A 26236-nucleotide genomic window follows, 5' to 3' on the forward strand; every position below is an offset into this window, starting at 1 on the left:
TTTGTCCTATAACCCTGCTTTTCTGACGTCCCGCATAAGTTAGGCCCAAGTTTGAAGTGCCCCAGGTTTTGTTCCGTTTGAGTAGATGGGCATAGTCTGGACTATGCCAAAGGAATTTGATCAGGATGCGAAGGATCGTGTCGTCCGCTTGGTAGAAGACCGTATTGTGGCGGAGAATGTTTCCTTGCAAGAAGCGTGCAAGATTGTGGCACCGAAACTAGGTGTTTCTTGGCACACTGCTCGGCAATGGACTCAGGTAGCTCGCCGTGGAAGGGGCGCGTTCTTGAACGCTTGCCGGAGGACTTGGAAGTCGAAAATGCGCGGCTACGCCGTGAGAATCAGGAGCTTTGTGATACTCATGAGTTCAGATAAGCAGCGTCGGCTTTTAACGTTGGAACTGGCCCCGAAACATTGGTAAATGATTCGGGTCATTGATGAGTATCGAAATCGTTTCTCTACTCAGTTCATCTGCACGACGTTAAACACTGACCGTGTTGGTGGTTTGTGGCTATCGTCAATCAAAATCCCGTGGTGTGAGTGCTCGTAGCCTGCGTGATGCTGCTGCCGATAGGACATATCGTTGAGATTTATGAAGGTAACTACAATGTCTACGGGATTGGTTAAGATGCGGTCGGCGTTGGGCCGTGAGGGGAAAATATATTGGTCGTGAAGCATACCGCTCGTTTGATGCGCCTTGCTGGAGTTAGTGGTAAAGGTAAGGGCCGCTTGCTTGTGAGAACTCGTAAACCTCAAGGGGTGAGATACTCGCCTAGACTTGGCGTGACGTGAATGTCGAGCTTTCGAGGCCGAATCGGTTGTGGGTGGGGTGACATTACCTATGTCCGTACCCGTAAGGGGTTTTCTCTACACCGCTTTTGTGACCGATGTGTTCTCTACGGACGGATTTATCGGGTGGGCGCTGGTCGGTTCAATGCGAACGTAAAGCGTTACTGTTGCAGGCATACTATCAGGCGATCGTATGTGCGAAGAAAACAACTGGGCTGATTCACCATTGCAACCCGCGGCTCGCAGTATGTGTCCATTGTTGACAATGAGCGTCTTGCCGAGCATGGGATTACTTACCTCGACCAGGGACGGTTGGCGATTCGGATGACAATGCTTTGGCTGAGAACGTCAACGGTTCATTTCAAGAATGAGCTGATTCATTCATAGGTGGTCATGGGGCGGGGCGTGGTTTGATGTTGAAATCGCGGGCGTTTGAATGGGTTTCGTGGCCGAACGAGTCAGGGCTTGACCAGAGCTTGGGCTACCGTACACCGGCTGAGGTTGAACAGGAGTTTTGGAACGACAACACCGGCCAAGAAAATAATAGAAATCAAAGCACATACCTAGGAACAAAACCCGGGGCACTTCAGTTTGCTGAGTTTCCTTAATGTGGCTGGATCGCCGGTTGTGATTATTTTGGCGATGATGTTTTTTAACATCTCGGTGATTGCTCGTACGGTGGGGGTGGCTTGGGCGAATCTGAACCCTAATTATGAGGATGCTGCCCGAACTTTGGGTGCTTCGCCGGTGCGCGTTTTTACTTCGGTTACGTGGCCGCGATTATCTGGGGCTGTTTATTCGGCAGCAATGTTGGTGTTTTTGTATTGCGCTACGTCCTATTCGTTGGTGATGGTGCTTGGCTCTACTCGTACGCGCACGTTAGAAACTGAAATTTATCGGCAAACGTCGCAGTTTTTGAATTTGGGTGCTGCCGCGATTTTGTCATTGATCCAAGCGGTGATCGTTATTATTGCGTTGGTGATTTCCCAGCGGTGGAGCAAATCTGGGGTGGTGGTGGATCGGTATTCGCGTTTTGTTGCTGCGCCACGGCCGATATCTGCCCGCCAACGGCTATTATTATATGCCTTGATCGTCTTTATTTTTGTGCTTATTGTGTTGCCGATCCGGCAGGGGGTGTTGCGGTCATTGCGGCGCAATGGTGAGTTTACGTTCGCTTACTACACTGATTTATTTATTCCTGGGGCTGCTCGATCAGTTGATTTTGCTATTGCCACGACGATTGGGAATTCGCTGCAATCGGCGCTTTACGCTACGGTGATTGCGGTGGTTATTGGCGGCGCGGTGTCATTACTGGTTACCCGGAAGTTCCGGCATCATGCAGACCGTTGGGAAACGATCCACAATATGTATGATGGTATTTTTATTTTCCCGGTGGGAATTTCTTCAGTCACCTTGGGTTTTGGCATGTTGGTGGCTTTGGGTGGCCCGTTGAACGTCATTGCTGATTCGCAATTGTTGCTTCCGTTGGCTCAATCTTTGGTATGTTTACCGATCCTTATTCGTACGATGGTTCCGATGTTGCAGCGGGTTAATCGAGCGCTATATCGGCCAGCCCTCACGCTTGGTGCACCGCCGTGGCGGGCTTTTTTCACTGTGGAAGGCCCAGTATTGTTGCGTGCACTGGGGGTTGCGAGTGGTTTTGCGTTTGCGATCAGTATCGGTGAGTTTTCGGCTACATCATTTTTGGTATTACAACGCGAACCTACGCTGCCGGTAATGATTTATCAGTTGGTTGGGCGAGCGGGCGCTGCCGATCAGGGGATGGGTTATGCGGGCACTGTGGTGTTATGTGCGATCACGGCTGTGGTGATGCTCTGTGTTGAAATGGTTACGAGCACTAACGCGCAACAGCGCAACAATTCGACTGTTAGTGAGGGGTAAGAAAATGAGTACGATTTCGATGTCTGATGTGAATCTGAGCTACCCTAATGGTTTCCAGGCGTTACGTGATGTGAACCTTGAGATTGCACATGGTGAGGTTGTGGGTTTGCATGGGGCTTCTGGTTCGGGCAAATCGACGGTGTTGCGCGCTGTTGCTGGGTTAGAGCCGATCGATAGCGGCAGTATTGTGGTGGGTGGAAAGATATGGCTGGTATCCCTACTCATCAGCGTAATATCGGCATGGTGTTTCAAGATGGTCAGTTATTTGCTCATCGTAGTGTTGCCCGCAATATTTCGTATGCTTTGGAGATGGCTGGGGTTGGTGGTTCTCAGCGTGATGAGCGTGTGCGGGAGATGATGGATTTAGTTGGCTTATCTGGCTATGGGGATCGGGATGTGGCAACGCTTTCTGGCGGGCAGGCCCAGCGTATTGCGTTGGCGCGTTCGCTTGCTCCTAGCCCGCATGTGTTGTTGTTAGATGAGCCGCTTTCGGCTCTCGATAAGGATTTGCGCGAACGTTTGGCGGGGGATTTACGCGATATTCTGGTTCAAGCGAAAATGACGGCGATTTTTGTTACCCATGATCGGATGGAAGCCGACGCGGTTGCTGACCGGGTGTGTGTTATGGATGCGGGCAGGATTGTTCGCGAAGTGTAGTTGCTGGACTAACGTTAAACTACGAGTTTTCCCTAGGGATATGCAGGTTTGGTGAAACGTATAGTAAGGACTTTCGGTATTTTCAGATCTTTGTTTGGTATATATCACTGATTGCTATTTTTGGGTTTATTTTCGGTGGCGTTTTGCGTTATCATTTTTAGGAATTGAGAATTCATTCAAATTTCAAGAATCGGTGAATCGATTTAAGAATTGAGTATGTAAAGCGAAGCACTGCTCGGTGGAATGCTTTACCCTAATTTGATACTGAGGAAGAGTGATGGTTATTGAACGAACACAACGAGTCTGGGCTTTCTTAACAGCCGCAGCGCTCGTTTTGATGACTTTGGGCGGTGGTTTGTTAGTGCCACGCTTTGCCCATGCAGATGTGCAAGGTGGTGCTGAACCAAGTCAGTCAGCGCCAATTCAACCGGCTGTAGATACGGCTCCAGCGAAGATGGCTGACGCGTATAAGCCTAACTTCATTGGTGCTGGCGTAGAACGCGGAGAAACAGTTACGCTTAACGCCCCAACGTTCGAGGATGCTAACAAACGGCCGATTGATGCACCTGCAGGAGTGCAGTACTCCATTGATGAAAAAACAGACTCTCGTCTCCATGCTCGTATTGATGGTCAGGGTGTGATCACGGTAGCGCCAGATGCTAATCTCAATGCAGACTTCTATAACGTGTTCGTGACGGTAACATATGCAGACGGAACTTCTGATTTTGCGAATTTCACTGTTAATGTCACAGCGTTATGGGATATTGTTTACACTCCAGCAAATGTGGAAGTGCTTCAGGGAGAAACTCGGACGCTTACTCCTCAACTTCAGCTAGATGGTGCTCCGAAAAATACTCCGACGACTACTGTGTTCGCAATTGAGAGTGGATCATCCAATAATGATGTGATTTCAATTGACCCAACGAATGGCAATATCGCGGTAAATGCCACTGATAATGCTGAACTTAAAACATATGTCGTAAAGGTAACAGCAACTACTGGATCGGTTATTGCTCGTGGTACCGTGACGATTACGATCGCTGCCAAGGAAACGGCTCCAAAAGTGCCATCAACTCCTCAGAAGGATATGTATCAGCCGGCATTCACCGGTGATAAAGTGGACACTGGTGCAGCAAAAACTCTTGCTGCACCAGAGTTTACGGATGCGAAGGGCGTAAAGACTGCAGCACCCCGAGGGGTACAGTACGCTATTGTCGGTGAAAAAACCTCAGCTGTCATGCATGCCCGTATCAATGATAAAGGTGAGATTACGGTAGCACCAGAACCGGGTGTCGCAACACGTCTGTACAATATTTTCGTTATGGTGACATATGAGGATGGATCTTCCGACGAAGTATCTGTCGGTGTATTCGTCGATACTCCTTGGGATATCGGCTACACTCCGGCCGATGTAGAAGTGCGCCAAGGGGAAACTCAGACGCTTACTCCTAAGATTAAGTACAATGGCAAGGATCAAACGGCACCTAACACTACTGTTTACGCATTTGAGGGTGACTCACCCCATCCAGCGATTACTCTTGACTCAAAGACTGGTGTTATTGCAGTAGCCCCAGCAACTGATGCAGCAATCGGCCAATTTAATGTCCGTGTTAACGCAACCAATAATGGTAGGCTAATTGCTCAAGGTGATGTGAACATCAAGATTGTTGCCAAGCCTGTGGCTCCGGCTCCTCAGCCACCGGCTCCAGCACCTGAAAAGCCTGCATACAAGTTCTCTTATGATGATCTTGCTGTGACTCAGGGTGAAACTGAGAGCGTTGAGCTTAAGGTAACGCTCGATGGTAAGAAGAGCTCAGCTCCAGCTGATGTATCTTTCACTCGCGATGCAAAGATGCCTGACTGGATCACCGTAGATGCCAAGACTGGTGTAATTACCGCAACCACCGATGAGTATGTTCCAGCTGAAACCTACAACTACATGGTGACGGTTACACAAGCTGACGGTGCAAAGACTGAAGTTCCAGTGATGGTCAAGGTTGCCAAGGCTGGCGACGCACCTGAGCTCAAGTCCCAGCTATGGAAGCTTTCCTACGCTGATACCACACTCCAGCAACTCAAGAGTGCCACAGTTAAACTCACTGCAACCTTGTTCGGCAAGGAACGCGCCCTACCACGCGGAGTTACATTCGCTCCGGGTGCAGATATGCCAAGCTGGGTAACCGTAGATGAAAAGACCGGCGCTATTACCGTTAAGCCATCAGAATTCGTAGAAATTAAGAGCTACGTATTCCACGTTGTTGTCACACACCTCAACGGCGAAACGGAAAAGTTGGCAGTGAACATCAAGGTCACTGAAGCTGATGCACAGATGGAAGAACCTCAACCACAAAAGCCTGGAAAGGTTGTAATCCCAGCTTTGAAGCTCACCCCGGCAACGCCACACGCGACGCCACAAGAGCCAAAGCCAAGTGATCCTAAGCCAAGTGATCCTAAGCCAACCCAGCCTAAGCCGGTAGAAACACCATCAACTGGTCTAGCAAAAACCGGTGTTGGAATTGCTGGCCTAGCTGGAACTGCGCTCCTTGCAGCACTTGCTGGCGCAGCGATGCTACGCCGTCGTAAGGCCTAACCCAACACACAGCTAGCCGCAAGGCTACAGTAAAATACTCCCGGGAGTTAGACTCAAACGAGTTCCTAACTTTCCGGGAGTATTTTTGTATCTAACGCTACCGCTGCGTCAAGGGCACCATAGTGCCGCACCTGAAGTAGTTACTTGTCAACCAATTCCGTATGCCAACAGCGGGCAGCAAATTCAGTAAACGGGCCGCGAATACCAGCCGCAACCTCAGCAGCTGTTTGCGCATCAGGTTGATCAGACCAAATTGAGAAGAACGCCCCCACGAGCGAATCAGGGTAGTGCCCAGCAGAAGGCTGAAGCTCCTAGTTAACGCAGTCTGTTAGCTTCGCCGGTAACTGCGGAAAAAGACCAGGGTGCCAGCCGGCAGCTGCCAACCGCTCCGCAGTTGGGTAACGGTATCCGGCATTCTCACCTAGCACGTAATACAACAACGAATCATTGAAGTTAACCACCCGATAATCAGCCTCCAGCGCCGATGCCAGAGGGCGCATTTGTACATGCCAATTAGTCCACCACGTTAAAATCACGTCTGGATCAAGAGGCACCACATGTGCGCGCAACATACCGTCATTCCACACCCGCGGAATGAAACCGCGAGACTTCACGTGCGCACTGATCTGGTTAACGAAATCGGTGAGCAGATCAAAAGCATTCGCATCTGGACCAAAACGACGCTGGGCGGCTTGCGCTAACAGCGGATATTCCGATATTCACGCAAAATCAACAAATTCATCCCCGTCTAGATGCCATGATGGACAATCAGCGAATAAATCAGCAAAATCATCGATGAGTGCCCGCGCAAAGTCCAAAGCCTCAGGCAACGTAATATTCAGAGCATGGCCAGTATCTGGAATCGCTAACGGTTGCGCATCAGCCGCAAGATTAGCCGGTGGCAGTTGTAACTGTGGAAAGGCAGCCAAGGCTTGCCGTAAATGCCCCGGCATATCTAAGGACGGAATAATATCAATATGCAGATCGCGTGCTAAAGCAAGGATGTCGCGTGCTTGGGCGCGAGTAATATGTTCCTGAGAAACGATCTGCGGAAACGCCAAGGATTCTAACCGGAACCCCTCATTTTCAGAAAAGTGCCACTGGATCGTATTCAACCCAAGATTGGCTGCTTCGCGGATCAGATCCTTCATCCACTGGGCATCAAAATACTTTCGCCCTGCATCAATATGGATACCGCGTTCGCCAACCAACGGATACATGCGGATCGATTCACTCGGAAGCGAACCGTGTTTATCGTAGGTGGCAAGCAGATGCCGGGTGCCACGGAAAATACCTAGGGGGCTGGCAGATGATATGACGATAGTTGTTTCGCCGACGTCGATCTGGACGGCTTCTGTGGGGTGCATAGCCTGCGTGTGCGCACGCAAAACGATAGCGCAGGTTTCGGGGCTAGTGCTGTTCACACGCGCAGCCTTAGCCGCATCTGTGAAGCTATCGATAGTGATCGAGCTGTTGGGTTTTGCGGCGTCGTGAAGTATTGCAGCGTCGTCAAGTATTGCAGTAATGCCGCGGTCACCGAATTCAGTGGCTAACCGGTGTGCCTCATGGCTGAAAGCCGAATCGGATATGATGACAACAGTTTCCGGCACAATTGCGGTGTTAGGCCGGGTGCCCATTACTGCTTGACGCCACCTTCTTCAACACCCTTGAAGAACTGCTTCTGGAGGGCGGCAAATAAGATGATGATCGGGATCAACGCAATCATCGTACCTGCTGCGATCACACGCGGATTAGCGGAGAAGTTAGAATTCAGGTACTGCATACCAACAGTGAGCGTGTAATTCTTTGGATCCGAGAGCACAACCAGTGGCCAAAGGAAGTCGTCCCAAGCGGCAATGAAGGAAAAGAGTGCTACCACGGAGATCATGTCGCGGAAACCAACAGAACGTTAATGGCAGCGATAGCGCCAGGGAGGAATACGCCCCATAAAGTATTTGCTAAACCGATTGACTTGATGGTCAAATACTGGCTGGTGAGGGTGACTTCGCCGGGAAGAAGTAGGGTAGAGAAGAAGATCGCGATGATGATCGCCTTGCCCTTGAACTTCAAGCAGCCTAGAGCATACCCACCTAACGTTGCAAAGATGACGTTAGAGATTACCGTGCCTACACCAACAAGCAAGGAATGCCATGCGTAGTTCAAAACTGGAATGGTACGGAAAACTTCCTTGTAATTATCCCAAGTGGGCTCAGCTGGAATCATCGTTGGTGGGAAGTCGTAGATGTTCTCGCTAGCACCCTTGAATGAGGTGGAGAGTTGCCAAAAGAAAGGAAACACCATGATGCAGAAAACGGCAAAGAGCATCAAATATTTAACAATTAAGCCTGCTAGTGACGGCTTCATGATGTCAGAAGAACCCTTGGCGCGGTACGGACGGTCGTGACGGACCATGTCAGCTACTTTACTCATGATCGCACTCCCTCAGTGATATTTGCTTGAGCGGCCAGGTTAGCGGTCTGCTTCGTGTTCTTCTTTGCTACACTCTTGTTGGCTCGGCGGTTACGCCAGGAGGAGAGCGCTTCACGGAGCATATCTTTGTTATTTGATAGACCCACGATAAGGAGTGGGAAGAGTGTGAGTAGGAACAAGATGACCGAGATAGCTGAAGCGTATCCGACTTGGACGTTCAAGCCCTTACCACTGGACCGGATAAGCATTACGATACTTCATAGCACGGCCGCCAGGGCCGCCCGAGCCGGCAGAGAGAATATAAAGTTCAGTAAAGACTCGCATTGCGGCTACGCAAATAAGAACCGCAACGAGCAACATAGGGCCACGAACACCCGGAAAGGTGACAGACCAGAATCGGCGCCAGCGGCCAGCGCCATCCAAGGAGGCTGCTTCATGAAGATCACGGCCAACATTACCGAGCGCAGCAAGGTAGACCACCATGTAGTAGCCCAAGCCCTTCCAGACGGTTAGGCCGATAGCACAGCCGATAAGTAACCAGCGATCTGACAGGAACTCGATCGGGCGATCAATTAAACCGAAAAAGCGCAGGCCCTCGTTGATAGTACCTGAACCAGAGAAGAGGAATTCCCATACGATAGCAACCACAACAGCTGATGCGATTACTGGGAAGTAGAACGTGGTTCGGAAGAATCCGATACCAGGAATTTTGTTGTGAACGAGGAGTGCCAATAAAAGTGGCAAGAACGTCAATAGTGGAACACAGACGATAACGTAGACCAACGACGTTGTGATATATGCAGTGGTGAGCTGAAAAAGAATGGTAAGACCTCGGCGGGTAAAACACGTTACCGCTGTAATTCCTGTGGTGCGTCTTCAACAGCTCACCGACAAGGACTGACCAAAGAAGCTCAAATGAAAAGCTTCATCAACTTCGATACTGGGTAATAGTTCGCGTAAAGAACGCACCATAACTCGTTCCCAACGCCGTAGCCACCAATGGTGTTGGAATGTCCCTGTCCCACATCCCCAACCCACTGGCGAGGTATATCAAACCCTCATGGTCGATGGCACCTACTTCGCTTCATGGTGTTTACTCGTGGTCTATAACGGGAGACATGTTGTTGCTTGGCAATGGGCTATGCGTGAAAATACAGCCGCCTACACCGCGCTACTATCACACCTAGCCCAACCCGATATCATCATCACTGACGGACGCCGTGCGTGTGCTCAAGCAATCAAACAAACATGGCCAAACCCGTCCCATACAACGGTGCTTTTTCCACATCTATCAACGCGTTATCCAACTCATAACTACCCGCCCACGAACACGAGCAGGTATCGAGATTCTCCAGCTCACAAAAACGTTGATGAACATATCAACTCCAACCCAGGCATCCTCATGGCTAGTCCAATACACCCAATGGGAAACTCTCTGGCACGACATGGGCAAAGAACGTTCCTACCTTGGCCCACGCCCCACATCAATCACTGACCAACGCCGTTGGTGGTGGACTCACCGAAACTTACGATCAGTACGAGGCATGTACCGAGCAATGATCAAAAACAACACACTCTTTACCTGCCTCAAACCACTGACAGTAAACCCACAAACCCAAACAACATCGCCACTTGAAGGGACAGTCAACGCCGCAATCAAACGGCTCTTGTCCCAACACCGCGGGCTAAGTATCGCTCACGCCTGCCGACCAGCCGAATGGTATCTGAACACGAAAACGTAAGTTTCCCGCCGACCCAACACAACTGATTACCCCGCAACACGACAACCAGGAAAAACAAACGGAACAACCAGCACCACCAACTCCACACGGCACCCCAACCTTCGATACCGCATACAACCAACACGCACCATGGGAAGACGGTATCTGGATAAGAAAAGGCTGGGCCGGACGCTACCGAGAATAACCCCGACACGCCCGACCCAGACACACTTTTTGACCTTTAACCCTTCTATAGACAGGAAAGAGGGCTGTGGAAGTAACTAACCACAACCCTCTTAAAACGTCGCTACACAAGGATTTACTTTTCGGCGAGCGCCTCCGGATCAGGCCGGTCACGCCACGTACGAATGCCCCCAACAACCATCAGCCATAAACCAGCAATCCACCACGGGATAACAACGAGCCACGGGGCTTGCGGATAGAACCCGACCCAAACTGCCGTAGATGCAACCCAGACGATAGCTGCGACCGCATTGAGAACGCGAAGGTGCTTCACACGGAATGGGTGTACCCACTTCCACGGTATGAGAGCAAGAAGTGAGAATACGAGGACAACTATCCAGTTGAAGATAGCGTTGGTGCCAAACAACCACAAAATTACACTAACCACATTCCAGGCAGCCGGGAACCCAACAAAATACCAATCGGAGGATTTCATACGGGTGTTGGCATAGCAGAACATTGATGACATCGCAGCCATCGCAGCAGCAATGATGCTCAATATTTCACCGCCAAATGGCAAGACCTGCGCCATGAAAATTACTGGGACCATGGTCCAGCTCATGTAATCGACGATGTTGTCCATCATCACACCCGAGAACCAGGGGATGACCTCAGTGATTTTCACCTTGCGAGCCATCGGTCCATCAGCAGCATCGACAATGAGCGCGACTCCAAGCCAAAGCCACATCATTTTGTAATCGCTCACCATTAAGGCGCGGGTGGCAAGGATTACCCAGATAACCCCCGTCATAGTAAAGGCGTGAATTGCCCATGCCGTCATATAACGCGAGATGGGGTAAGGGCGCTGAACGGTCTCTTTCACTTTTTCTCCGTCGGGTAGTCGATTGTCACGGGTTTTATCCTACCTGACGGTTGGCGAAAAACGCGGTATTTACAATGGCTTGGGTATGAAATTGATTTTGTAAAAGTCTAGACAAACATGGTCAGTGGTAGATTTGGAATTTAGTAAACGGGCGAAGATGTATGTGATACGTTGGTAGACTTGTTGGTATGAGTAAACAACGACCAACCCTTGTTCTTGCGGGTGCTACTGGTTTTATTGGCGCGATGCTTGTGAAAGCAGCGATTCATGTGGGCTACGATGTCATCCGTCTCGTTCGTTCATATCCACAGGAGCGTCCGGCGCATTGCGAAGATATATTGTGGTTGCCAGGAGAGGGCAAGCTCGATGAATCGGTTTTAGTGCGAAGCGCTGGCGTCGTGTGTTTGAATGGTGCACCGCTGATTGGAAAGGTGTGGACAGACGAATATAAGGAAGTCCTGCGAGACTCTCGAATTGACTCTGTTAATACCATCGTCGATGCAATCGGCAGGCTTCCATCTCGGCAGCGACCGCGTTGCTTTATTTCAGGAAGCGCCATTGGCGTCTATGGTTCTGATTCGGGCGATGCCGTATTGACCGAAGGAGATGCGCCTGGCTCTGGGTTCCTTGCAGATCTTTGCCAGGAGTGGGAGCAAGCAGCTCAGCGGTGCGAAGAAGAATTTGGTGTCCGGAGTGTCCAACTACGCACGAGTCTGGTGATGGGAGCCGAGGGGGGATTGCTGGGCATGCTCAAGAACCTTTACCGTTTGGGGTTGGGAGCACAGCTTTCGGATGGTCAGATGTGGATGTCAACGATATCAATTGTCGATTATGCTCGTGCGGCTCTTTACCTCGTTAGCCATGATACTGTCCATGGGCCGGTGAATATGGCCTGTCCAGAACCGATACGTAATGAACAGTGGAATAAGTTGCTGGCACAGCATCTTGATCGTCCAGCAGTCTTGCGTGCTCCGCTGGGACCGTTGGCAAAGCTTTTTCCAAATGCCGTTGGGGAGACAGTTTTAGCTTCCCAGCGAGTCTATCCGCAGGTGCTACTTGAGGCTGGGTTCGCGTTCACTGCGCCAACCGTGCGCGATATATTTGCTCAAGTTTTGCCGCAAGCTCATAAGTGAGATGAACGATAGCGTAACCTAGTCAAAGTATGGCATAGTGTAAATAGCGAGTGATCTCAATATAGGTGTTACGGGGAATTTCACCTACATGAGGAGGTCACGGTGAAGAAAAAATACACTACTCGTGGTGTCATATTTATCCACTCTGTTACGCCGGCTGTTCAACCGCATGTTGAATGGGCGGTCGGAAGCATACTTGGATACCCCGTCCATTTTGAATGGACCGCGCAGCCTGCAGTGCCATCGATGAATCGTGGCGAGGTCCTGTGGACTGGTGAAGTCGGCATGGGGGCAGCTATCGCCTCAGCACTTGGCGGCTGGGAGCATTTAAGATTTGAAATTACTGAAGAAGCATCACCAATTTCTGATGGTGGACGCTGGTCATGCACGCCGGGGCTCGGTATTTTCTATGCTCAAACTGATTTGTTGGGCAACGTCGTTGTCCCAGAAAACCGGGTACGCGCGGCTCTTGAACAAGCCGGGGACGATCCCGTAGAGATTCGCCGAATGCTCGATATTGCATTGGGGACCGCATGGGACGAAGAACTTGAAGTGTTCCGCTATGCTGGTGCCGGTGCTCCAGTACGCTGGCTACACCGCGTAGGCTAGGCGAGATTATCGCTGGTTAAACAGCGAGGCGAGATCAGCTGCAGCTGACGCTACGTCGCGTGTCTCCTCCTCAGGCACGTGACGCGGTTCGTCTGCAATAAGCTCGATCAAATCCGCTACCGTGAGCAGTTGTGGAATCTGGGAGTCAGCCACATGTTTCTTTGATAGCATTTCCGCATTGGTTACCAGAGCCCAGATGCTTACCTCATCGAGCCGTAGTTCAGTGCGTAGTTGCGCATCTGGAACAATCTCATCATCTGGAATTTCTGGTGCAATTTCATGTAATGCGACCCGAATTTGCGCCAGTGCTAAATCTTTTGCTTCAGTATTGTTCATTTTTCTCCCAGATAAACCCTTACGTGCTACTTAAATACTATAGGCTGTAGGTATGGCTTTTATAGATCTCATTCAGCAACTAGCAGATGAATCATCTCCGCTCGTCGACCGTGCAGGAGAGTTGCGCGTCGCGTTAGCCGCAGATCCCAACGATCGCGAAGCATTTGAGGAACTTATCTCGATAATTTGGGCGCTGGGACAATCACATCCAACCGTCGATCCTCTTACTGCTGACGAAGAACCACCACACGAGACTCCGATTAAGCTTGTTTTATGGGCGCTATCAGAGGATCTCGCTTCTGATTCGCGGGCATGGTATCCGCTGATTCAGCTGGCGCGTCTTTCGATCAAGGACGACGCCGAAGCAGCTGTTCATCAAATCGAAGTTGCGGCGGGTCGTGAAGAGACAGGCCTTGCGCTAGAGCAAGGCATCTCTTTACTGGTGGCAGCCGGATACCCTGATACGGCGATGCAGATCGGAATGGGAAGATGGAATCCACAAGAACATATTGTCGGCGTCGGTGTTGCGTTGACGAAGGCTGCGATAGCTAGTGGAAAGCTCAGTGATGCGCAACGTTTCATAAGTTATTTAGATGAACGTTTTGCTCACGATCACGACGTACTTGATATTAAAGAAGAACTAGCGCAACTGCTTTAGCATTCGAAAGAAGGCGTATACCAGATGGCATGGTATGTTGATATCCATCCGCAAGATCCACAACAACGTCTGATCGACAAGGTTGTTGATCGGTTACGGCGCGGAGAAGTCATTGCTCTTCCTACTGATTCTGGATATGCGATCGCATGTACCATGGGCAACAAGGGTGGTTTAGAGCGCATTCGTCGCATTCGCCAAGTTGGCGATAAGCATCATTTCACCTTGCTGTGCCATAGCTTTGCTCAACTTGGGCAGTTGGTCATTGTCGATAATGCCGTTTTCCGTCTTGTGAAGTCATTGACGCCTGGGCCGTATACCTTCATCCTAAAAGGCACAAAAGAAGTGCCACGGATGACTCTTAACCCAAAGAAAGCAACGGTAGGTGTGCGTATTCCAGACCATAAGATTACCCAAGCGATTGTTGAAACCCTCGGTGAGCCACTCCTATCGTCGACGCTTATTTTGCCTGGGGACGAAGAACCGATGGATCAAGGTTGGGAAATCGCTGACGTTTTAGGAAATGCCCTCGACGTCGTCATTGAAGGACCTGTTGGTGAAGCTGGTCCAACAACGGTGATCGATATGAGCGACGGCGGTACCACGGTTGCTCGGCAAGGTGCCGGCGATACGTCGATGTTTGACTAGGGAGAAAGAGAATAAAGGTTTCATGGTTGGTATGCTGCGCGCCGTACTTTTCGATGTCGACGGGACGCTAACGGATTCGGCTCCGCTGATTAAACGCACTATGGCAGATGTTATGCGAAGTCGAGCCGGAATAAATATGCCAGACGAAGCATTTTCACGGTATGTTGGTCCGCCATTGGAAGAGACCTTCCTGGATCTCGGCGTGGCGGTTAACCAGATCGATGACTATATCGAAGAGTATCGTCAACGTTATGCCCTTATCGTGGAGACAACTCCGCTTTTCGACGGGATTGCGAAGTTGCTAGCTGATGTGAAGGCTTTAGGGCTAGCTACTGCTACTGCCACTTCGAAAGGCGAAGAACCTGCCCGTAAAATCCTCAAATTAACCCAGATCGATCAGTTCTTTGATGTAATTGCAGGTGCCGATACTGCCATCGGCCGCTCGCACAAACATCAAGTCGTTGAACGAGCTTTGAACCTACTTGAAAACACTGGAGTGCTCGACGCAGCTCAGCGTTGCCCGGTTCTGCCACTAGGAACCGACTGGTCTCAGCGTGATCTACGGGATGACGTGGTGATGGTTGGTGACCGTAATTTTGACACCGACGGGGCAGCGGTCCACGGTATTCGTACCATCCTTGTGGACTGGGGAGAAGGTAGCGCCGCAGAGCATGCCCATGCTTGGCGACATGTGCGTACGATAGACGAACTCACTCAGCTTCTTGGGAGCCTGTGAACTGGGCCTGGTAGAGGTCATAGTAAGCCCCGCCAGCGCGCATGAGCTCTTCATGGTTACCTTGCTCCACAACATTGCCGTCCACCATTACCAGAATGAGATCTGCATCGCGAATTGTTGAGAGTCGATGCGCGATCACGAACGAGGTTCGCCCTGCACGCAACTCACCCATAGCTCGTTGCACTAACATTTCAGTTCGGGTATCAACTGAAGATGTGGCTTCGTCCAAGATCAAAATATCGGGATCTGACAGGTATGCGCGCGCAATCGTGATTAACTGTTTTTCGCCCGTGGAAAGATTGCCATCTTCGTCATCAATATGAGTGTTGTAGCCGTTGGGTAGTTGACGGATAAGGTGGTCGACGCCGGTTGCTTTCGCCGCTTTAACGACGTCGTCGTGCGTGGCTGTTTGGGCACCAAAGGCGATATTTTCTTCGATGGTTCCATCAAATAGCCAGGTATCTTGCAAAACCATACCGGTACGTGACCGCAGTGATTGGCGCGAATATTCGCGGATGTCGACGTCGTCAATCCGGATCGAACCCGAATCGATTTCGTAAAACCGCATCAACAGGTTAACCAATGTTGTTTTCCCTGCCCCGGTCGGTCCCACAATTGCGACTTGAGAACCACGCGCAACGTCAAGATTAAGTCCCTTGATTACTGCCTTTCCAGGCTCGTAGCCAAACTCCACATTCTCAAATTGGATCGTGCCCCCGCCACTGAACGGTGGGAGGGCAGCATCGGCGTCGGCCGGAACATCAGGGGTGTCAAGAAAATCGAATAGTCGCTCACCGGAAGCGGCCGATGACTGCAACATATTTGCTACCGACGCGATCATCGCAACTGGATTGTTCAGCTGGCGAGAATATTGGATAAATGCTTGAATGCCGCCAATTGATAGGGATCCGTTAATGACTTGTAGCCCACCGACGACGGCGATGACCACGAACGATAGGTTCGATACCAAGCCCATGATGGGCTGGGCGAGCATCGATAAGAAAAAGCCACGGAAACCGGCGTTGAAGAGTTTCTCGTTCGCCTCATCAAAGGATTCATTAATATCGGCTTCCATACCGTAGACGGCTACCACGTCGTGCCCGGTGAACGTCTGCTCGACGATTGCAGAGACATCGCCGGTGCGCTTCCACTGTTCACGGAAGGCCGGTTTTGATCGTTTAAGAATTTTCGCCACCGCAAACATACCGATAGGTACCACGAAGAGGGACCACAGTGCGAGCGACCACGAAAGATAGAACATCATGCTCAGGACGCCAATGACCATATAGATGGCGTAGATCGTTTGCCCCAGGGTCTGCATGAGGGTTTGGACGATATTATCAATATCGTTCGTCACGCGCGAGAGCAGATCGCCGCGAGCTTGTTGGTCGACGTAGGCGAGCGGGAGGCGATCGATTTTTTCTTGAGCATCGCGACGCAGTCGAGAGCCGAGGTTTTGTACTGATATGCGTGCCAGAGCGCCTCCAGAAATATTGGCGACAGCATGCAAGGCGTATAGGCCGATGATGAACAGAGCGAGATTGCCGAGCTTGGTGAAGTCAACACCGTCGCGTGCTACGCCATCGACCACAATATTTGTGGCATCGCCTAAGAGCTTCGGTGTCATGAGCATGGCGATTGTGCCGACGAGTGTTAGAAAGACGACGCCGATGATCCGAGCACGCTCAGGCCGGAATAATCGCGCCAAGCGCATCAAAGAGCCCTTCATATCGCGGGTGGTATCGTCTAAGGATCCACGTTGTGCCATTACTTCGCCTCCTCTTCGCTCATCTGAGATGCCACAATCTCTTGGTAGGTGGAGTTGTGGGTGAGTAGTTCGGCATGTGTGCCAGATCCTACGATCTCTCCTTCATCGAGGACGTGGATGATGTCGGCATTGCGGATCGTCGATACGCGCTGGCCGACTATCAAAACTGCGACATCGCCAATATATGACGGCAGGGCATCGCGTAGTTGCGCGTCGGTAGCATTATCGAGCGCGGAGAAAGAATCATCGAAGACGATGAGATCAGCCGATCGGTTGCCCTCAGCATCAGGTAGGCAGCGGTATATTGCGCGGGCGATAGCTAGGCGTTGGCGTTGCCCGCCAGAGAAGTTCACTCCGCCTGATTCCACCGGGGCATCGATCGTATCGTCTAGTTCGCAGATAAACTCCCAGGCTTGTGCCGCGCGCAACGCTTGTTTGACGCGTTCGACATCAATATCAGTGTTACCACGGCCAACACCAGCGACGTTGGTTGCGATGGTTCCCGAAAATAGGAAGGATTTTTGTGGAACGAATGCAATGGTCGAACGTAACTTTTCTAGGTCAAGATCGCGAATATCGACGTCGTTGACGAAGATTGTGCCAGCACTTGGATCCATGAGTCTGGGCAAGAGTCGTAAGATTGAGGATTTTCCAGAACCAGTTGAACCGATAAGCGCGACGGTTCTTCCTGGGCGCAGTTCAACGTTGATCTCGTTGAGGACTGCTCGTTCGGCACCGGGATATTGCAAAGAGACCTCGCGTAGCTGGTAGGTGCGAGGGCGGTGAGGGAAGAGAAGTGGCTGGGTAGGTGAGGCGATCGACGACTTCGTATCAAAAATTTCCTGTAGGCGCCCGGCGGATACCTGGCCACGCGGGAACATCATCACCATAAAGCCCGACATCAACACCGCGCCCATAATCATCATCAGATATGAGATGTAGGCAGTCAACGCGCCAACATTCATCAAGCCCTCAGCAATACGTTGGCCTCCGAACCAGACCACACCTACTGAGGAAACGCCGACGACGAGTTGCGCAGTTGGCATGAGGAAGGCCCAGAGCAGACCTATCTGTAGCCAGACGTCACGTAGATCCCGATTTGCTCGGTCGAACTTTTTTGCAACGGCTTGTTCTTGAGTGAAAGCACGGATAACCCGGACTCCAATCAGTTGCTCACGCAATAGTGTATTAATTCGATCGATACGCTGTTGTTGAAGCACCGATCGGGAGATCATGGCCTTCATTGTTCCGATGATAAGAATCGATAAGAGCGGAACCACAACGAGAAGCAATAACGACAGTTGTGCATCTTCGAGAACTGCCATAACGATTCCGCCGATGCCTAAAAGCGGAGCCATGATCAGGATCGCGAAGGAGTTCAGTACGATACTTTGTATTTGTGTAATGTCATTGGTGGCACGCGTGATGAGGGTCGAGGCGCCGAATTTGTGTTGTTCTGTGGCTGCGAACCCTTGGACGTGGCGAAAAGCGTCTGAACGCAGTTCGCGACCTAAATTCATGGCAGTACGGGCACCAACATACATGGCACCCACGATACATGTGATTTGCGCGAGCGAGACTCCGAGCATCAGCAGTCCGGTACGCCAAATATAGGAAGTATCTCCGACGATGATGCCATTATCGATGATGCGGGCGTTGAGATTGGGCAGTAAAAGGCTCAACAAGACTTGACTAAATTGTAGTACAACGATTAATGCCAGAAGTCGTTTCTTATCGTGCAGGTATCGCCATACCAATCGAACGAGCGTCACGAGTCCTCCTACTTTCAACTATCTTTTCTTAGGCTACTCTGTTCGCGGATGTGGGGCATGCTAAAACTACGGAGGGGCAATCAGCTGTTAGCTGATTGCCCCTCCCGCAATAGTGAAAGTCGCTTACGCTACTTCGTTCGGGTCCGACATGCCGGAAGTTCCAGCGTTTGGATTGAACAGATCGTACTTGTCGATAGCCTGCTTGACCACAGAGCGATCGATTTCACCTCGGTCAGCGAGAGCTTGGAGTGCACGAACAACAACCGAAGCAGAATCAATCTTGAATTCGCGACGTGCTGCTGCACGCATATCCGAAAGACCGTAGCCGTTAGCACCGAGGACATAGTAGTCGGTTGGTACCCATGGGCGGATGGAATCTTGGACTTGCTTTTCGAAATCCGAGGTGGCGATTACCGGGCCGTTGGTATTCTTCAATACGGAAGTCAAGTACGCCTCTCGTGGAGCCTCTTCTGGATGGAGGTAGTTGTGTTCATCAACAGCCAAGCCGTCCTTACGCAGCTCGTAGAAGGATGTAACGGACCACGTTGTGGCCTTTACGCCCCAGTCGTTGCGGAGCATTTCACGCGCTTCGCGGATCCATGGAACACCCACGCCGGAGGAGAAGAGCTGTACTTCAGGGCCTTCGCCTTCGCCTTCGTCAAGTTTGTAGATACCCTTGAGCAGGCCTTCAACGTCGAGGTTTTCTGGTTCTGCCGGCTGGTGGATTGGCTCGTTGTAGATAGTGATGTAGTACATGACGTTCTGGTCACGGCCGTCGGAGCCATCACCGTACATACGCTTGATACCATCCTTGACGATGTGGCTGATCTCGTAGGCGTATGCTGGATCGTATTGAACCATTGCTGGGTTAGTGGAAGCCAAGACGTGTGAGTGACCGTCCAAGTGCTGCAAGCCTTCACCGGTGAGTGTGGTGCGGCCAGCGGTTGCACCCATGATGAAGCCACGGGTGAGCTGGTCGGCTGCAGCCCAGAACTGATCACCTGTGCGCTGGAAACCGAACATCGAGTAGAAGATGTAGACCGGAATCATTGGCACATTGTGGGTTGCATAGGATGTGCCCACAGCGGTGAACGCAGCAGCTGATCCAGCTTCGGTAATACCGGTGTGCAAGATCTGGCCGGAGTCAGATTCCTTGTAGGACAGCAACATTTCAGAATCAACTGCGGTGTAGTTCTGGCCTTGGATGTTGAAGATCTTTGCGGATGGGAAGATCGCATCCAAACCGAAGGTGCGAGCTTCGTCCGGGATGATGGGAACTAAGCGCTTACCAAATTCCTTATCACGTAACAGATCCTTGAGCATACGCACGAAGGCCATCGTGGTAGCGACCTTCTGCTTACCTGAACCGGCACGGATCCCGTCAAAGGCTTTGTCCTTTGGCATCTCAATGCCGTGGAATTGAACGCGGCGTTCTGGAAGGTATCCGCCAAGCTGACGGCGACGCTCTTGCATGTACTGCATAGCTGGATGGTTTTCATCTGGCTTGTAGTACGGAGCGTTGTATGGATCGTCAAGCTGGGAGTCGGGGATATCGAGGTGTAGCGTATCGCGCAACAACTTCAGATCGTCGGAGTTCAGTTTCTTCATCTGGTGGGTGGAGTTGCGGCCCGCAAAGTTCGAGCCGAGCACGTAGCCCTTGACGGTGTGTGCCAAGATAACTGTTGGGGCGCCCTTGTGCTCAGTTGCTGCCTTGTATGCTGCGTAGACCTTACGGTAATCGTGGCCACCGCGCTTGAGCTTCCAGATCTTTTCATCAGACCAGTCGGCAACCATTGCCTTGGTGCGCGGATCGCGACCGAAGAAGTGCTCACGAATGTAGCCACCGTCGTTCGCCTTGAAGGTCTGGTAGTCGCCGTCGAGGGTGTCGTTCATGATGTTGACGAGCGCGTTATCCTTATCCGCGGCCAGGAGCTCATCCCACTCACGGCCCCAAATGACCTTGATAACGTTCCAGCCAGCGCCCTTGAAGGAAGCTTCGAGTTCCTGAATGATCTTGCCGTTACCGCGCACTGGGCCGTCTAGACGCTGCAAGTTACAGTTGACGACGAAGGTGAGGTTATCGAGCTGCTGGGAGGCAGCTAGATGCAGAACACCGCGTGATTCGACTTCGTCCATTTCGCCGTCGCCCATGAAGGCCCACACGTGCTGGTTGGACGTATCTTTTAATCCGCGGCCTTCGAGGTAGCGGTTATACCATGCTTGGTAGATCGCCGAGATTGGCCCCAAACCGAGCGAGACAGTTGGGTACTCCCAGAAGTCATCCATTTGGCGTGGGTGTGGATACGATGGCAGGCCGCGACCTCCAGATTGGCGTGAAGCCTGCTGTCGGAAGGAATCGAGATCAGCTTCGGTAAGACGGCCTTCGAGGTATGCGCGGGCATAGTTGCCAGGGGAGGAGTGACCTTGGAAGAAGATATGATCGCCGCCACCGGGGGCGTTCTTGCCGCGGAAGAACCAGTTCTGGCCAACTTCGTAAAGTGTAGCTTGAGCCGCGTAAGAAGAAATATGGCCGCCGACGCCGATGCCTGCACGTTGCTGACGAGTGACTTGCACTGCGGCGTTCCAGCGGGTCCAGCGACGGAATTCGCGCTCGAGTTTCTCATCGCCGGGATAGAAAGGCTCATCTTCAGCTGCGATGGTGTTAACGTATGGGGTGACGATGTTGCGAGGGAACTGGATTCCGCGGGTTCGCGCGTGACGTTCCATTTCCATCAACAAGTAACGGGTTCGTGGCCCGCCTTTTTCGTCAATCAAGCCTTCGAGTGAATCAAGCCATTCTTGAGTCTCTTCAGGATCGATATCTGGAATACGGTTAAAGAGGCCGTTCAGTAGTGGCCGTGTGGGTTGTGAGCTCACGTCATCTCCCTCGCTAGTTTGTTATCTTGCATCTTCGCAATAGACATCCTTGTGATCTTGTGCTCCGATGCGCTACTACTAATCTACCGCGAAATAGGCATTCAGTCCTAGATGTAACCGAAAACAGTTCATGGGAGAACGCTCACGAATTTTCGAGTTTCCTTCAACGGGCGTTATTCGTTTAGGTATTTGTGTGTGGAGATGCACGAATGGTCAACAGTTGCCTAGAATATTTAATGAACATACACCTGTATGTTGATGCATGGCTTATCGCCGTTACATGAAAGGAAGGTCCGGTGTCCGGGTCTACTGCACACGAGGCTTACGGTTTCGGTCAAGGGGCTGTCGTCCAAGAGTTTGGGTATGACGACGACGTCGTTTTCGAACTACGCGAGGAAATTGAAGCTGCCACTGGAAACGAACTTGAAGATGAAGATTATCGTGGCGTAGCCGATGGCGTTCTTGCCTGGTGGCGTTCGGACGATGGTGACGTTGATGATCTTACTGATTATCTTGTCGATGCCGCTGCGTCGCTCGATTCTGATCTGGCAGTTGTCTGGCTTGTTGTGCCAGCTCCTCGTGAAGATCTGCACGTACCAGTCGATGATGTCAATGATGCCGCCAAAACTGCCGGCATGTCGGTGACTCGCTCGATGGGTGTTGGCAAGCACTGGACTGCGTACCGCGTCACAGTTTCGCGTTCTCGCTGATTTCGGTTTTGACATAGGGTCATATTCGGGCTAAGATATCTCTCGGACTCTTAGCTCAGTTGGTAGAGCAACGCGTTTACACCGCGTGTGTCATCGGTTCGAGCCCGGTAGGGTCCACTCTCGGAAATAGCCAAGTGATTTACTCAAAGTATTGAGTTTTCACTTGGCTATTTTTGTATTTTCGCGCGGCGGGCATGCGCCGCACGTGGGGCTCATAGGCGGCTTTGGGGCTATAGGACATTGAGGGCTCTTCGCATTTTAGCGGGGTTAGGGGAAGATTGTGTTGAGGAGTCGCCAGTTGGGTTTGCTGGCGTAGAGTAGTGCGTGGGTGCGGTAGTTTTCGAAGTTGGTGAATCCGAATCCGATGCGTTTGATACGTTTGATGAGGTTGTTCATTGCTTCGGTGATGGAGTTAGATAGACGGGCGTGGTGGTAGGCCAGGATTTGGGGTTGCCATCGTTTGAGGGTGCGTCCTAGCTGGTTTACTTCATCGGGCATTGCAGGGCTGGTGCATGTTTGTATGAGTTCTTCGAGCATGATGGTTGCATTGTCAGGGCGGGTTTGTTGATAGAACTGGCGTAAGCGTTCTTTTATTCGGTAGGTGATAGCTACTTCAGCATCCGGGTCACCCAGGGCGAGCATGCTTTGTATACGCTGGCAGGCTGGTGGGGATAGTTTTTCGGGCTAGCGGACAATTGTTATTGATGGTTTTGCTGTTTTTCGTTGCTAGGGTGGGGTTTTCTGGAAAGAAACTCGTTTCGACTCGAGTTTTTGGTTGGACAATAGTTATTGATTTTGTTGCCAGTTATCCGCGTGATAGCAGGGAAAAATTGTGGTGAAAGTCGGTTGCATACTAGTGGGTATGAGATCGAACAAGAAACACTGCCCTACTTGTGGTGAAGGCATGGTCAAAAACGGTAAAGACAAATGCGGCCACCAACGCTGGATCTGCCGCTCATGCAAGGTAACCTCGCGTTGGCATAACGACGTCACTTCGCGGGATTTGCGTGCGTTCTTAGACGTTCTGACTGGGAAAACCACGCAGCGAGAACTTCCTGGACAGGGCCGGACCTTCCGACGCAAGAGCGCTGTGTTGTGGGAGATCTGGCCGATATGCGAACCCGATGGGCAAGCCCACCGCGTGATTCATGTTGATGGTATCCATTTAGGCCGCGATGCTGTCATTCTGATCGCCTGCAGCCCCGAATATGTGATTGCCTGGCATGTGGCCAGACGTGAATCGACCCAAGCCTGGCTGGACCTGCTCGCGAAAATCCCACCACCCGGTATGGTCGTGGCTGACGGGGGCACAGGTTTCACAACAGCTCGGGCACAATTGTGGCCCTCCACGCGTGTCCAACGCTGCACGTTCCACGCCTATCAACAGGTCAAACGCTACACGACCACACGCTCACGAACTGAATGTGGCAGACAGCTCTACCGGATCGGTGTTGATCTATTGCATGTGAAAACTCCCGCACACGCGCACGTATGGATCGATAGCTTCTATGCTTGGCGTCACCGTTGGGCTGGGTTCCTGGCCGAGAAAACCCGTAACGAGAAAGGAAAACTAGTCGATAAACACGAGCGGCTCGTCAAGGCTGGCAATAGTCTGTCTAGGCTGGTCGATAGTGGCCATTTGTTCACGTTTCTCAATCCCGATCTTTACGATGACGGAGAAATAATCGGTTCTCTACCAGCGATGAATAACCAGATCGAGGGAGGTATCAACTCGCCTTTACGTGAACTGCTGCGCCGTCATCGGGGTATGAGTATCGATCACCGGATCCGTGCAGTGTCATGGTGGTGCTACCTACACACCGAGAACCCTGCCAACCCAGCCGAAATCCTGCGTATCATGCCCACCAACACGGACATCATGCGCGCTTACCAGCAAGCCGCAGCCCGACACCGAGCCCACCACAACAACCATCGCTGGGGCAACGGCCTTGACTGGAACGAACTCCACACCCACACACCCTACCGCAACGACTACTAACCCAAAATCAATAACTTTTGTCCTATAACCCAGTTTTTCATTACCCAAAGTTAACAGACGCCGGATCGGATATAAGGGATCGTTTTTATGTCCGCGCCGTCCCAGGGTTTGATTTTGTACGCGTCTGCGCACGTTAACTTAAGCCCGGTAAGTTGGGTTCATGCCGTTGTTGGACTGAAGTGCCCCAGGTTTTGTTCCGTTTGAGTAGATGGGATAATCTGGACTATGCCAAAGAAATTTGATCAGGATGCGAAGGATCGTGTCGTCCGCTTGGTAGAAGACCGTATTGTGGCGGAGAATGTTTCCTTGCAAGAAGCGTGCAAGATTGTGGCACCGAAACTAGGTGTTTCTTGGCACACTGCTCGGCAATGGACTCAGGTAGCTCGCCGTGGAAGGGGCGCGTTCTTGAACGCATGCCCACAGGACTTGGAAGTCGAAAATGCGAGGCTACGCCGTGAAAATCAGGAGCTTTGTGATACTAATGAGTTGTTGAAAGCAGCGTCGGCTTTTTTCGCGTCGGAACTGGCCCCGAAACGTCGGAAATGATTCGGTTCATTGATGAGTATCGAAATCGTTTCTCTACTCAGTTCATCTGCACGACGTTAAACACTCACCGTGTTGGTGGTTTGTGGCTATCGTCAATCAAAATCCCGTGGTGTGAGTGCTCGTAGCCTGCGTGATGCTGCTCTGATAGAGCATATCGTTGAGGTTCATGAAAGTAACTACAATGTCTACCCGATTCGTAAGATGTGGCACGCGTTGGACCGTGAGGGGAAAAGATATTGGTCGTGAGCAAACCGCTCGTTTGATGCGCCTTGCTAGAGTCAGCGGTAAAGGTAAAGGCCAGGTCGCTTGTGAGAACTCGCAAACCTCGGGTGCTAGATACTCGCCCGGACTTGGTGAAACGTGAATTTCGAGCTCCGAGGCCGAATCGGTTGTGGGTGGCTGACATTACCTATGTCCGTACCCGTAAGGGGTTTTCTCTACACCGCTTTTGTGACCGATGTGTTCTCCCGACGGATTGTCGGGTGGGCGCTATCTGATTCAATGCGAACGTAAAGCGTTGCCGTTGCAGGCGCTCAATCAGGCGATCGTATGTGCGAAGAAAACAACCGAGGCTGATTCACCATTGCGACCACGGCTCGCAGTATGTGTCCATTGTTTACAATGAGCGTCTTGCCGAGCATGGGATTACTGCCTCGACAGGGACGGTTGGCGATTCGGATGACAATGCTTTGGCTGAGAACGTCAACGGTTCTTACAAGAATGAGCTGATTCATAGGCGGTCATGGGCGGACGTGGTTGACGTTGAAATCGCGACGTTTGAATGGGTTTCGTGGTGGAACGAGTCACGACTTCACCAGAGCTTGGGCTACCGTACACCGGCTGAGGTTGAACAGGAGTTTTGGAACGGCAACACCGGCCATGAAATAATAGAAATCAAGGCACGTGCCTAGGAACAAAACCCGGGGCACTTCACGTGTATGGCAAGGCAACCACAGACCTGACTCGCTTTGAGGATCTGCAGGTTTGCAGTATGTCAGGATTATTTACAACAAGTAACTTACCGGTGTTACAGCTTGCATCGACCTGGAGGGTTGGCGACTCGTATAGCAACGCGTTGGCTGAACACGGCGAGGGCGCTGATGGAGACGAACTGATTTATGCACAAGTGTGGGCTATAGCGTGCCAAGTGAGCTTGAGGCTGAATTTCACAAGTAACACCCAAAGCGGGGAATAAATCAAATCAAGGTGGGCGCCGTGGAACATAACGCGGAGTGCCTTACACAGACGTAGCAGGGTGGGTGGGCAAGTATATACGTAATTTAAACTAACTCCCA

Annotated in this window: 23 protein-coding genes, 1 tRNA gene and 3 pseudogenes; 16 read left to right on the forward strand and 11 right to left on the reverse strand. The window is 51.4% G+C overall.

The window, feature by feature from the left end:
- Nucleotides 1–103 precede the first annotated feature (103 nt).
- The 5 genes and pseudogenes from JTE88_RS03495 to JTE88_RS03510 all read left to right on the forward strand — a co-directional run bounded on the left by JTE88_RS03495 (nucleotide 104) and on the right by JTE88_RS03510 (nucleotide 5935).
- On the forward strand, nucleotides 104–418 hold the full coding sequence (locus tag JTE88_RS03495) for a hypothetical protein (RefSeq protein ID WP_204425414.1): 315 nt from the start codon (nucleotides 104–106) through the stop codon (nucleotides 416–418).
- Nucleotides 419–1428: 1010 nt separating this feature from the next.
- Nucleotides 1429–2688, forward strand: coding sequence for an ABC transporter permease (locus JTE88_RS03500; protein ID WP_204425416.1), 1260 nt, complete (start codon nucleotides 1429–1431; stop codon nucleotides 2686–2688).
- A gap of 19 nt (nucleotides 2689–2707) precedes the next feature.
- Nucleotides 2708–2830, forward strand: a pseudogene (locus tag JTE88_RS09150) (ATP-binding cassette domain-containing protein); the annotation flags it as partial.
- A 62-nt stretch (nucleotides 2831–2892) separates the two neighbouring features.
- Nucleotides 2893–3345, forward strand: coding sequence for an ABC transporter ATP-binding protein (locus tag JTE88_RS03505; protein WP_275586625.1), 453 nt, complete (start codon nucleotides 2893–2895; stop codon nucleotides 3343–3345).
- 277 nt (nucleotides 3346–3622) lie between these two features.
- Nucleotides 3623–5935, forward strand: coding sequence for a Rib/alpha-like domain-containing protein (locus tag JTE88_RS03510; protein ID WP_204425418.1), 2313 nt, complete (start codon nucleotides 3623–3625; stop codon nucleotides 5933–5935).
- Between the two features lie 311 nt (nucleotides 5936–6246).
- Here the strand turns inward: JTE88_RS03510 and JTE88_RS09190 are convergent.
- The 5 genes and pseudogenes from JTE88_RS09190 to JTE88_RS09065 all read right to left on the reverse strand — a co-directional run bounded on the left by JTE88_RS09190 (nucleotide 6247) and on the right by JTE88_RS09065 (nucleotide 9109).
- Nucleotides 6247–7572 (reverse strand): annotated as a pseudogene (locus tag JTE88_RS09190) (family 20 glycosylhydrolase).
- Nucleotides 7572–7814 (reverse strand): ABC transporter permease family protein, encoded by a 243-nt coding sequence (locus tag JTE88_RS09055; protein WP_239519560.1) that lies wholly within the window; start codon nucleotides 7812–7814, stop codon nucleotides 7572–7574. Before JTE88_RS09055 ends, JTE88_RS09190 begins: the two are co-directional and overlap by 1 nt.
- A gap of 5 nt (nucleotides 7815–7819) precedes the next feature.
- Nucleotides 7820–8365 carry a carbohydrate ABC transporter permease gene (locus JTE88_RS03525; protein ID WP_239519561.1) on the reverse strand — a complete coding sequence of 182 codons (546 nt, stop codon included), beginning with the start codon at nucleotides 8363–8365 and terminating at the stop codon, nucleotides 7820–7822.
- On the reverse strand, nucleotides 8362–8613 hold the full coding sequence (locus JTE88_RS09060; RefSeq protein WP_239519562.1) for a hypothetical protein: 252 nt from the start codon (nucleotides 8611–8613) through the stop codon (nucleotides 8362–8364). The genes JTE88_RS03525 and JTE88_RS09060 overlap by 4 nt, the downstream gene beginning before the upstream one ends.
- Nucleotides 8591–9109, reverse strand: a complete 519-nt coding sequence (locus JTE88_RS09065) for a carbohydrate ABC transporter permease (protein WP_239519563.1) — start codon at nucleotides 9107–9109, stop codon at nucleotides 8591–8593. The genes JTE88_RS09060 and JTE88_RS09065 overlap by 23 nt, the downstream gene beginning before the upstream one ends.
- Before the next feature lie 66 nt (nucleotides 9110–9175).
- Between JTE88_RS09065 and JTE88_RS09250 the strand changes: the two genes are divergently transcribed.
- Nucleotides 9176–9313 (forward strand): IS1/IS1595 family N-terminal zinc-binding domain-containing protein, encoded by a 138-nt coding sequence (locus tag JTE88_RS09250; protein ID WP_420826939.1) that lies wholly within the window; start codon nucleotides 9176–9178, stop codon nucleotides 9311–9313.
- 422 nt (nucleotides 9314–9735) lie between these two features.
- The gene (locus tag JTE88_RS03535; RefSeq protein ID WP_204425424.1) at nucleotides 9736–10107 is read left to right on the forward strand and encodes a hypothetical protein; all 372 of its coding nucleotides are present in this window, start codon (nucleotides 9736–9738) and stop codon (nucleotides 10105–10107) included.
- Nucleotides 10108–10405: 298 nt separating this feature from the next.
- Here the strand turns inward: JTE88_RS03535 and JTE88_RS03540 are convergent, their stop codons facing one another.
- Nucleotides 10406–11152 (reverse strand): CDP-alcohol phosphatidyltransferase family protein, encoded by a 747-nt coding sequence (locus JTE88_RS03540; protein ID WP_239519564.1) that lies wholly within the window; start codon nucleotides 11150–11152, stop codon nucleotides 10406–10408.
- A gap of 188 nt (nucleotides 11153–11340) precedes the next feature.
- Here JTE88_RS03540 and JTE88_RS03545 point away from each other — a divergent pair, with 188 nt between their 5' ends.
- Both JTE88_RS03545 and JTE88_RS03550 read left to right on the forward strand, forming a co-directional pair.
- Nucleotides 11341–12285 (forward strand): TIGR01777 family oxidoreductase, encoded by a 945-nt coding sequence (locus JTE88_RS03545; protein WP_204425426.1) that lies wholly within the window; start codon nucleotides 11341–11343, stop codon nucleotides 12283–12285.
- Nucleotides 12286–12387: 102 nt separating this feature from the next.
- On the forward strand, nucleotides 12388–12894 hold the full coding sequence (locus tag JTE88_RS03550; RefSeq protein WP_204425428.1) for a DUF3145 domain-containing protein: 507 nt from the start codon (nucleotides 12388–12390) through the stop codon (nucleotides 12892–12894).
- 6 nt (nucleotides 12895–12900) lie between these two features.
- Here JTE88_RS03550 and JTE88_RS03555 read toward each other — a convergent pair whose 3' ends face one another.
- Nucleotides 12901–13230, reverse strand: coding sequence for a hypothetical protein (locus JTE88_RS03555; RefSeq protein ID WP_204425430.1), 330 nt, complete (start codon nucleotides 13228–13230; stop codon nucleotides 12901–12903).
- Between the two features lie 52 nt (nucleotides 13231–13282).
- Between JTE88_RS03555 and JTE88_RS03560 the strand changes: the two genes are divergently transcribed.
- From JTE88_RS03560 to JTE88_RS03570, 3 genes are read left to right on the forward strand one after another with little or no spacing between them, the layout of a single operon-like run.
- Complete coding sequence (locus JTE88_RS03560; RefSeq protein WP_204425431.1) at nucleotides 13283–13888, forward strand: hypothetical protein; 606 nt, start codon at nucleotides 13283–13285, stop codon at nucleotides 13886–13888.
- A 24-nt stretch (nucleotides 13889–13912) separates the two neighbouring features.
- Nucleotides 13913–14533, forward strand: a complete 621-nt coding sequence (locus JTE88_RS03565) for an L-threonylcarbamoyladenylate synthase (protein ID WP_204425434.1) — start codon at nucleotides 13913–13915, stop codon at nucleotides 14531–14533.
- A 22-nt stretch (nucleotides 14534–14555) separates the two neighbouring features.
- The gene (locus JTE88_RS03570) at nucleotides 14556–15269 is read left to right on the forward strand and encodes an HAD hydrolase-like protein (RefSeq protein ID WP_204425436.1); all 714 of its coding nucleotides are present in this window, start codon (nucleotides 14556–14558) and stop codon (nucleotides 15267–15269) included.
- On the opposite strand, the gene JTE88_RS03575 is transcribed toward JTE88_RS03570, so the two are convergent.
- The 3 genes from JTE88_RS03575 to aceE form a co-directional block, all read right to left on the reverse strand.
- Nucleotides 15244–17037, reverse strand: a complete 1794-nt coding sequence (locus JTE88_RS03575) for an ABC transporter ATP-binding protein (protein ID WP_204425438.1) — start codon at nucleotides 17035–17037, stop codon at nucleotides 15244–15246. The two genes, JTE88_RS03570 and JTE88_RS03575, sit on opposite strands and share 26 nt — an antisense overlap.
- Nucleotides 17037–18809, reverse strand: a complete 1773-nt coding sequence (locus tag JTE88_RS03580; protein ID WP_204425440.1) for an ABC transporter ATP-binding protein — start codon at nucleotides 18807–18809, stop codon at nucleotides 17037–17039. The genes JTE88_RS03575 and JTE88_RS03580 overlap by 1 nt, the downstream gene beginning before the upstream one ends.
- A 123-nt stretch (nucleotides 18810–18932) precedes the next feature.
- Entirely contained in the window at nucleotides 18933–21686 is a 2754-nt protein-coding gene (gene aceE, locus JTE88_RS03585) for a pyruvate dehydrogenase (acetyl-transferring), homodimeric type (protein WP_204425442.1), read from the reverse strand.
- Between the two features lie 296 nt (nucleotides 21687–21982).
- Here aceE and JTE88_RS03590 point away from each other — a divergent pair, with 296 nt between their 5' ends.
- Entirely contained in the window at nucleotides 21983–22396 is a 414-nt protein-coding gene (locus JTE88_RS03590; RefSeq protein ID WP_204425444.1) for a DUF3052 family protein, read from the forward strand.
- A 44-nt stretch (nucleotides 22397–22440) separates the two neighbouring features.
- A tRNA-Val gene (locus JTE88_RS03595) sits at nucleotides 22441–22513 on the forward strand.
- A 150-nt stretch (nucleotides 22514–22663) separates the two neighbouring features.
- Here the strand turns inward: JTE88_RS03595 and JTE88_RS03600 are convergent.
- On the reverse strand, nucleotides 22664–23038 hold the full coding sequence (locus JTE88_RS03600) for a transposase (RefSeq protein ID WP_204425451.1): 375 nt from the start codon (nucleotides 23036–23038) through the stop codon (nucleotides 22664–22666).
- A gap of 262 nt (nucleotides 23039–23300) precedes the next feature.
- Here JTE88_RS03600 and JTE88_RS03605 point away from each other — a divergent pair, with 262 nt between their 5' ends.
- Both JTE88_RS03605 and JTE88_RS03610 read left to right on the forward strand, forming a co-directional pair.
- Entirely contained in the window at nucleotides 23301–24395 is a 1095-nt protein-coding gene (locus tag JTE88_RS03605) for an IS1249 family transposase (protein ID WP_204425453.1), read from the forward strand.
- Nucleotides 24396–24620: 225 nt separating this feature from the next.
- A pseudogene (locus JTE88_RS03610) lies at nucleotides 24621–25852 on the forward strand (IS3 family transposase).
- The last annotated feature ends 384 nt before the right edge of the window (nucleotides 25853–26236 follow it).

Origin of the sequence: Arcanobacterium phocisimile, assembly GCF_016904675.1 — a bacterium.
Lineage (GTDB): Bacteria > Actinomycetota > Actinomycetes > Actinomycetales > Actinomycetaceae > Arcanobacterium > Arcanobacterium phocisimile.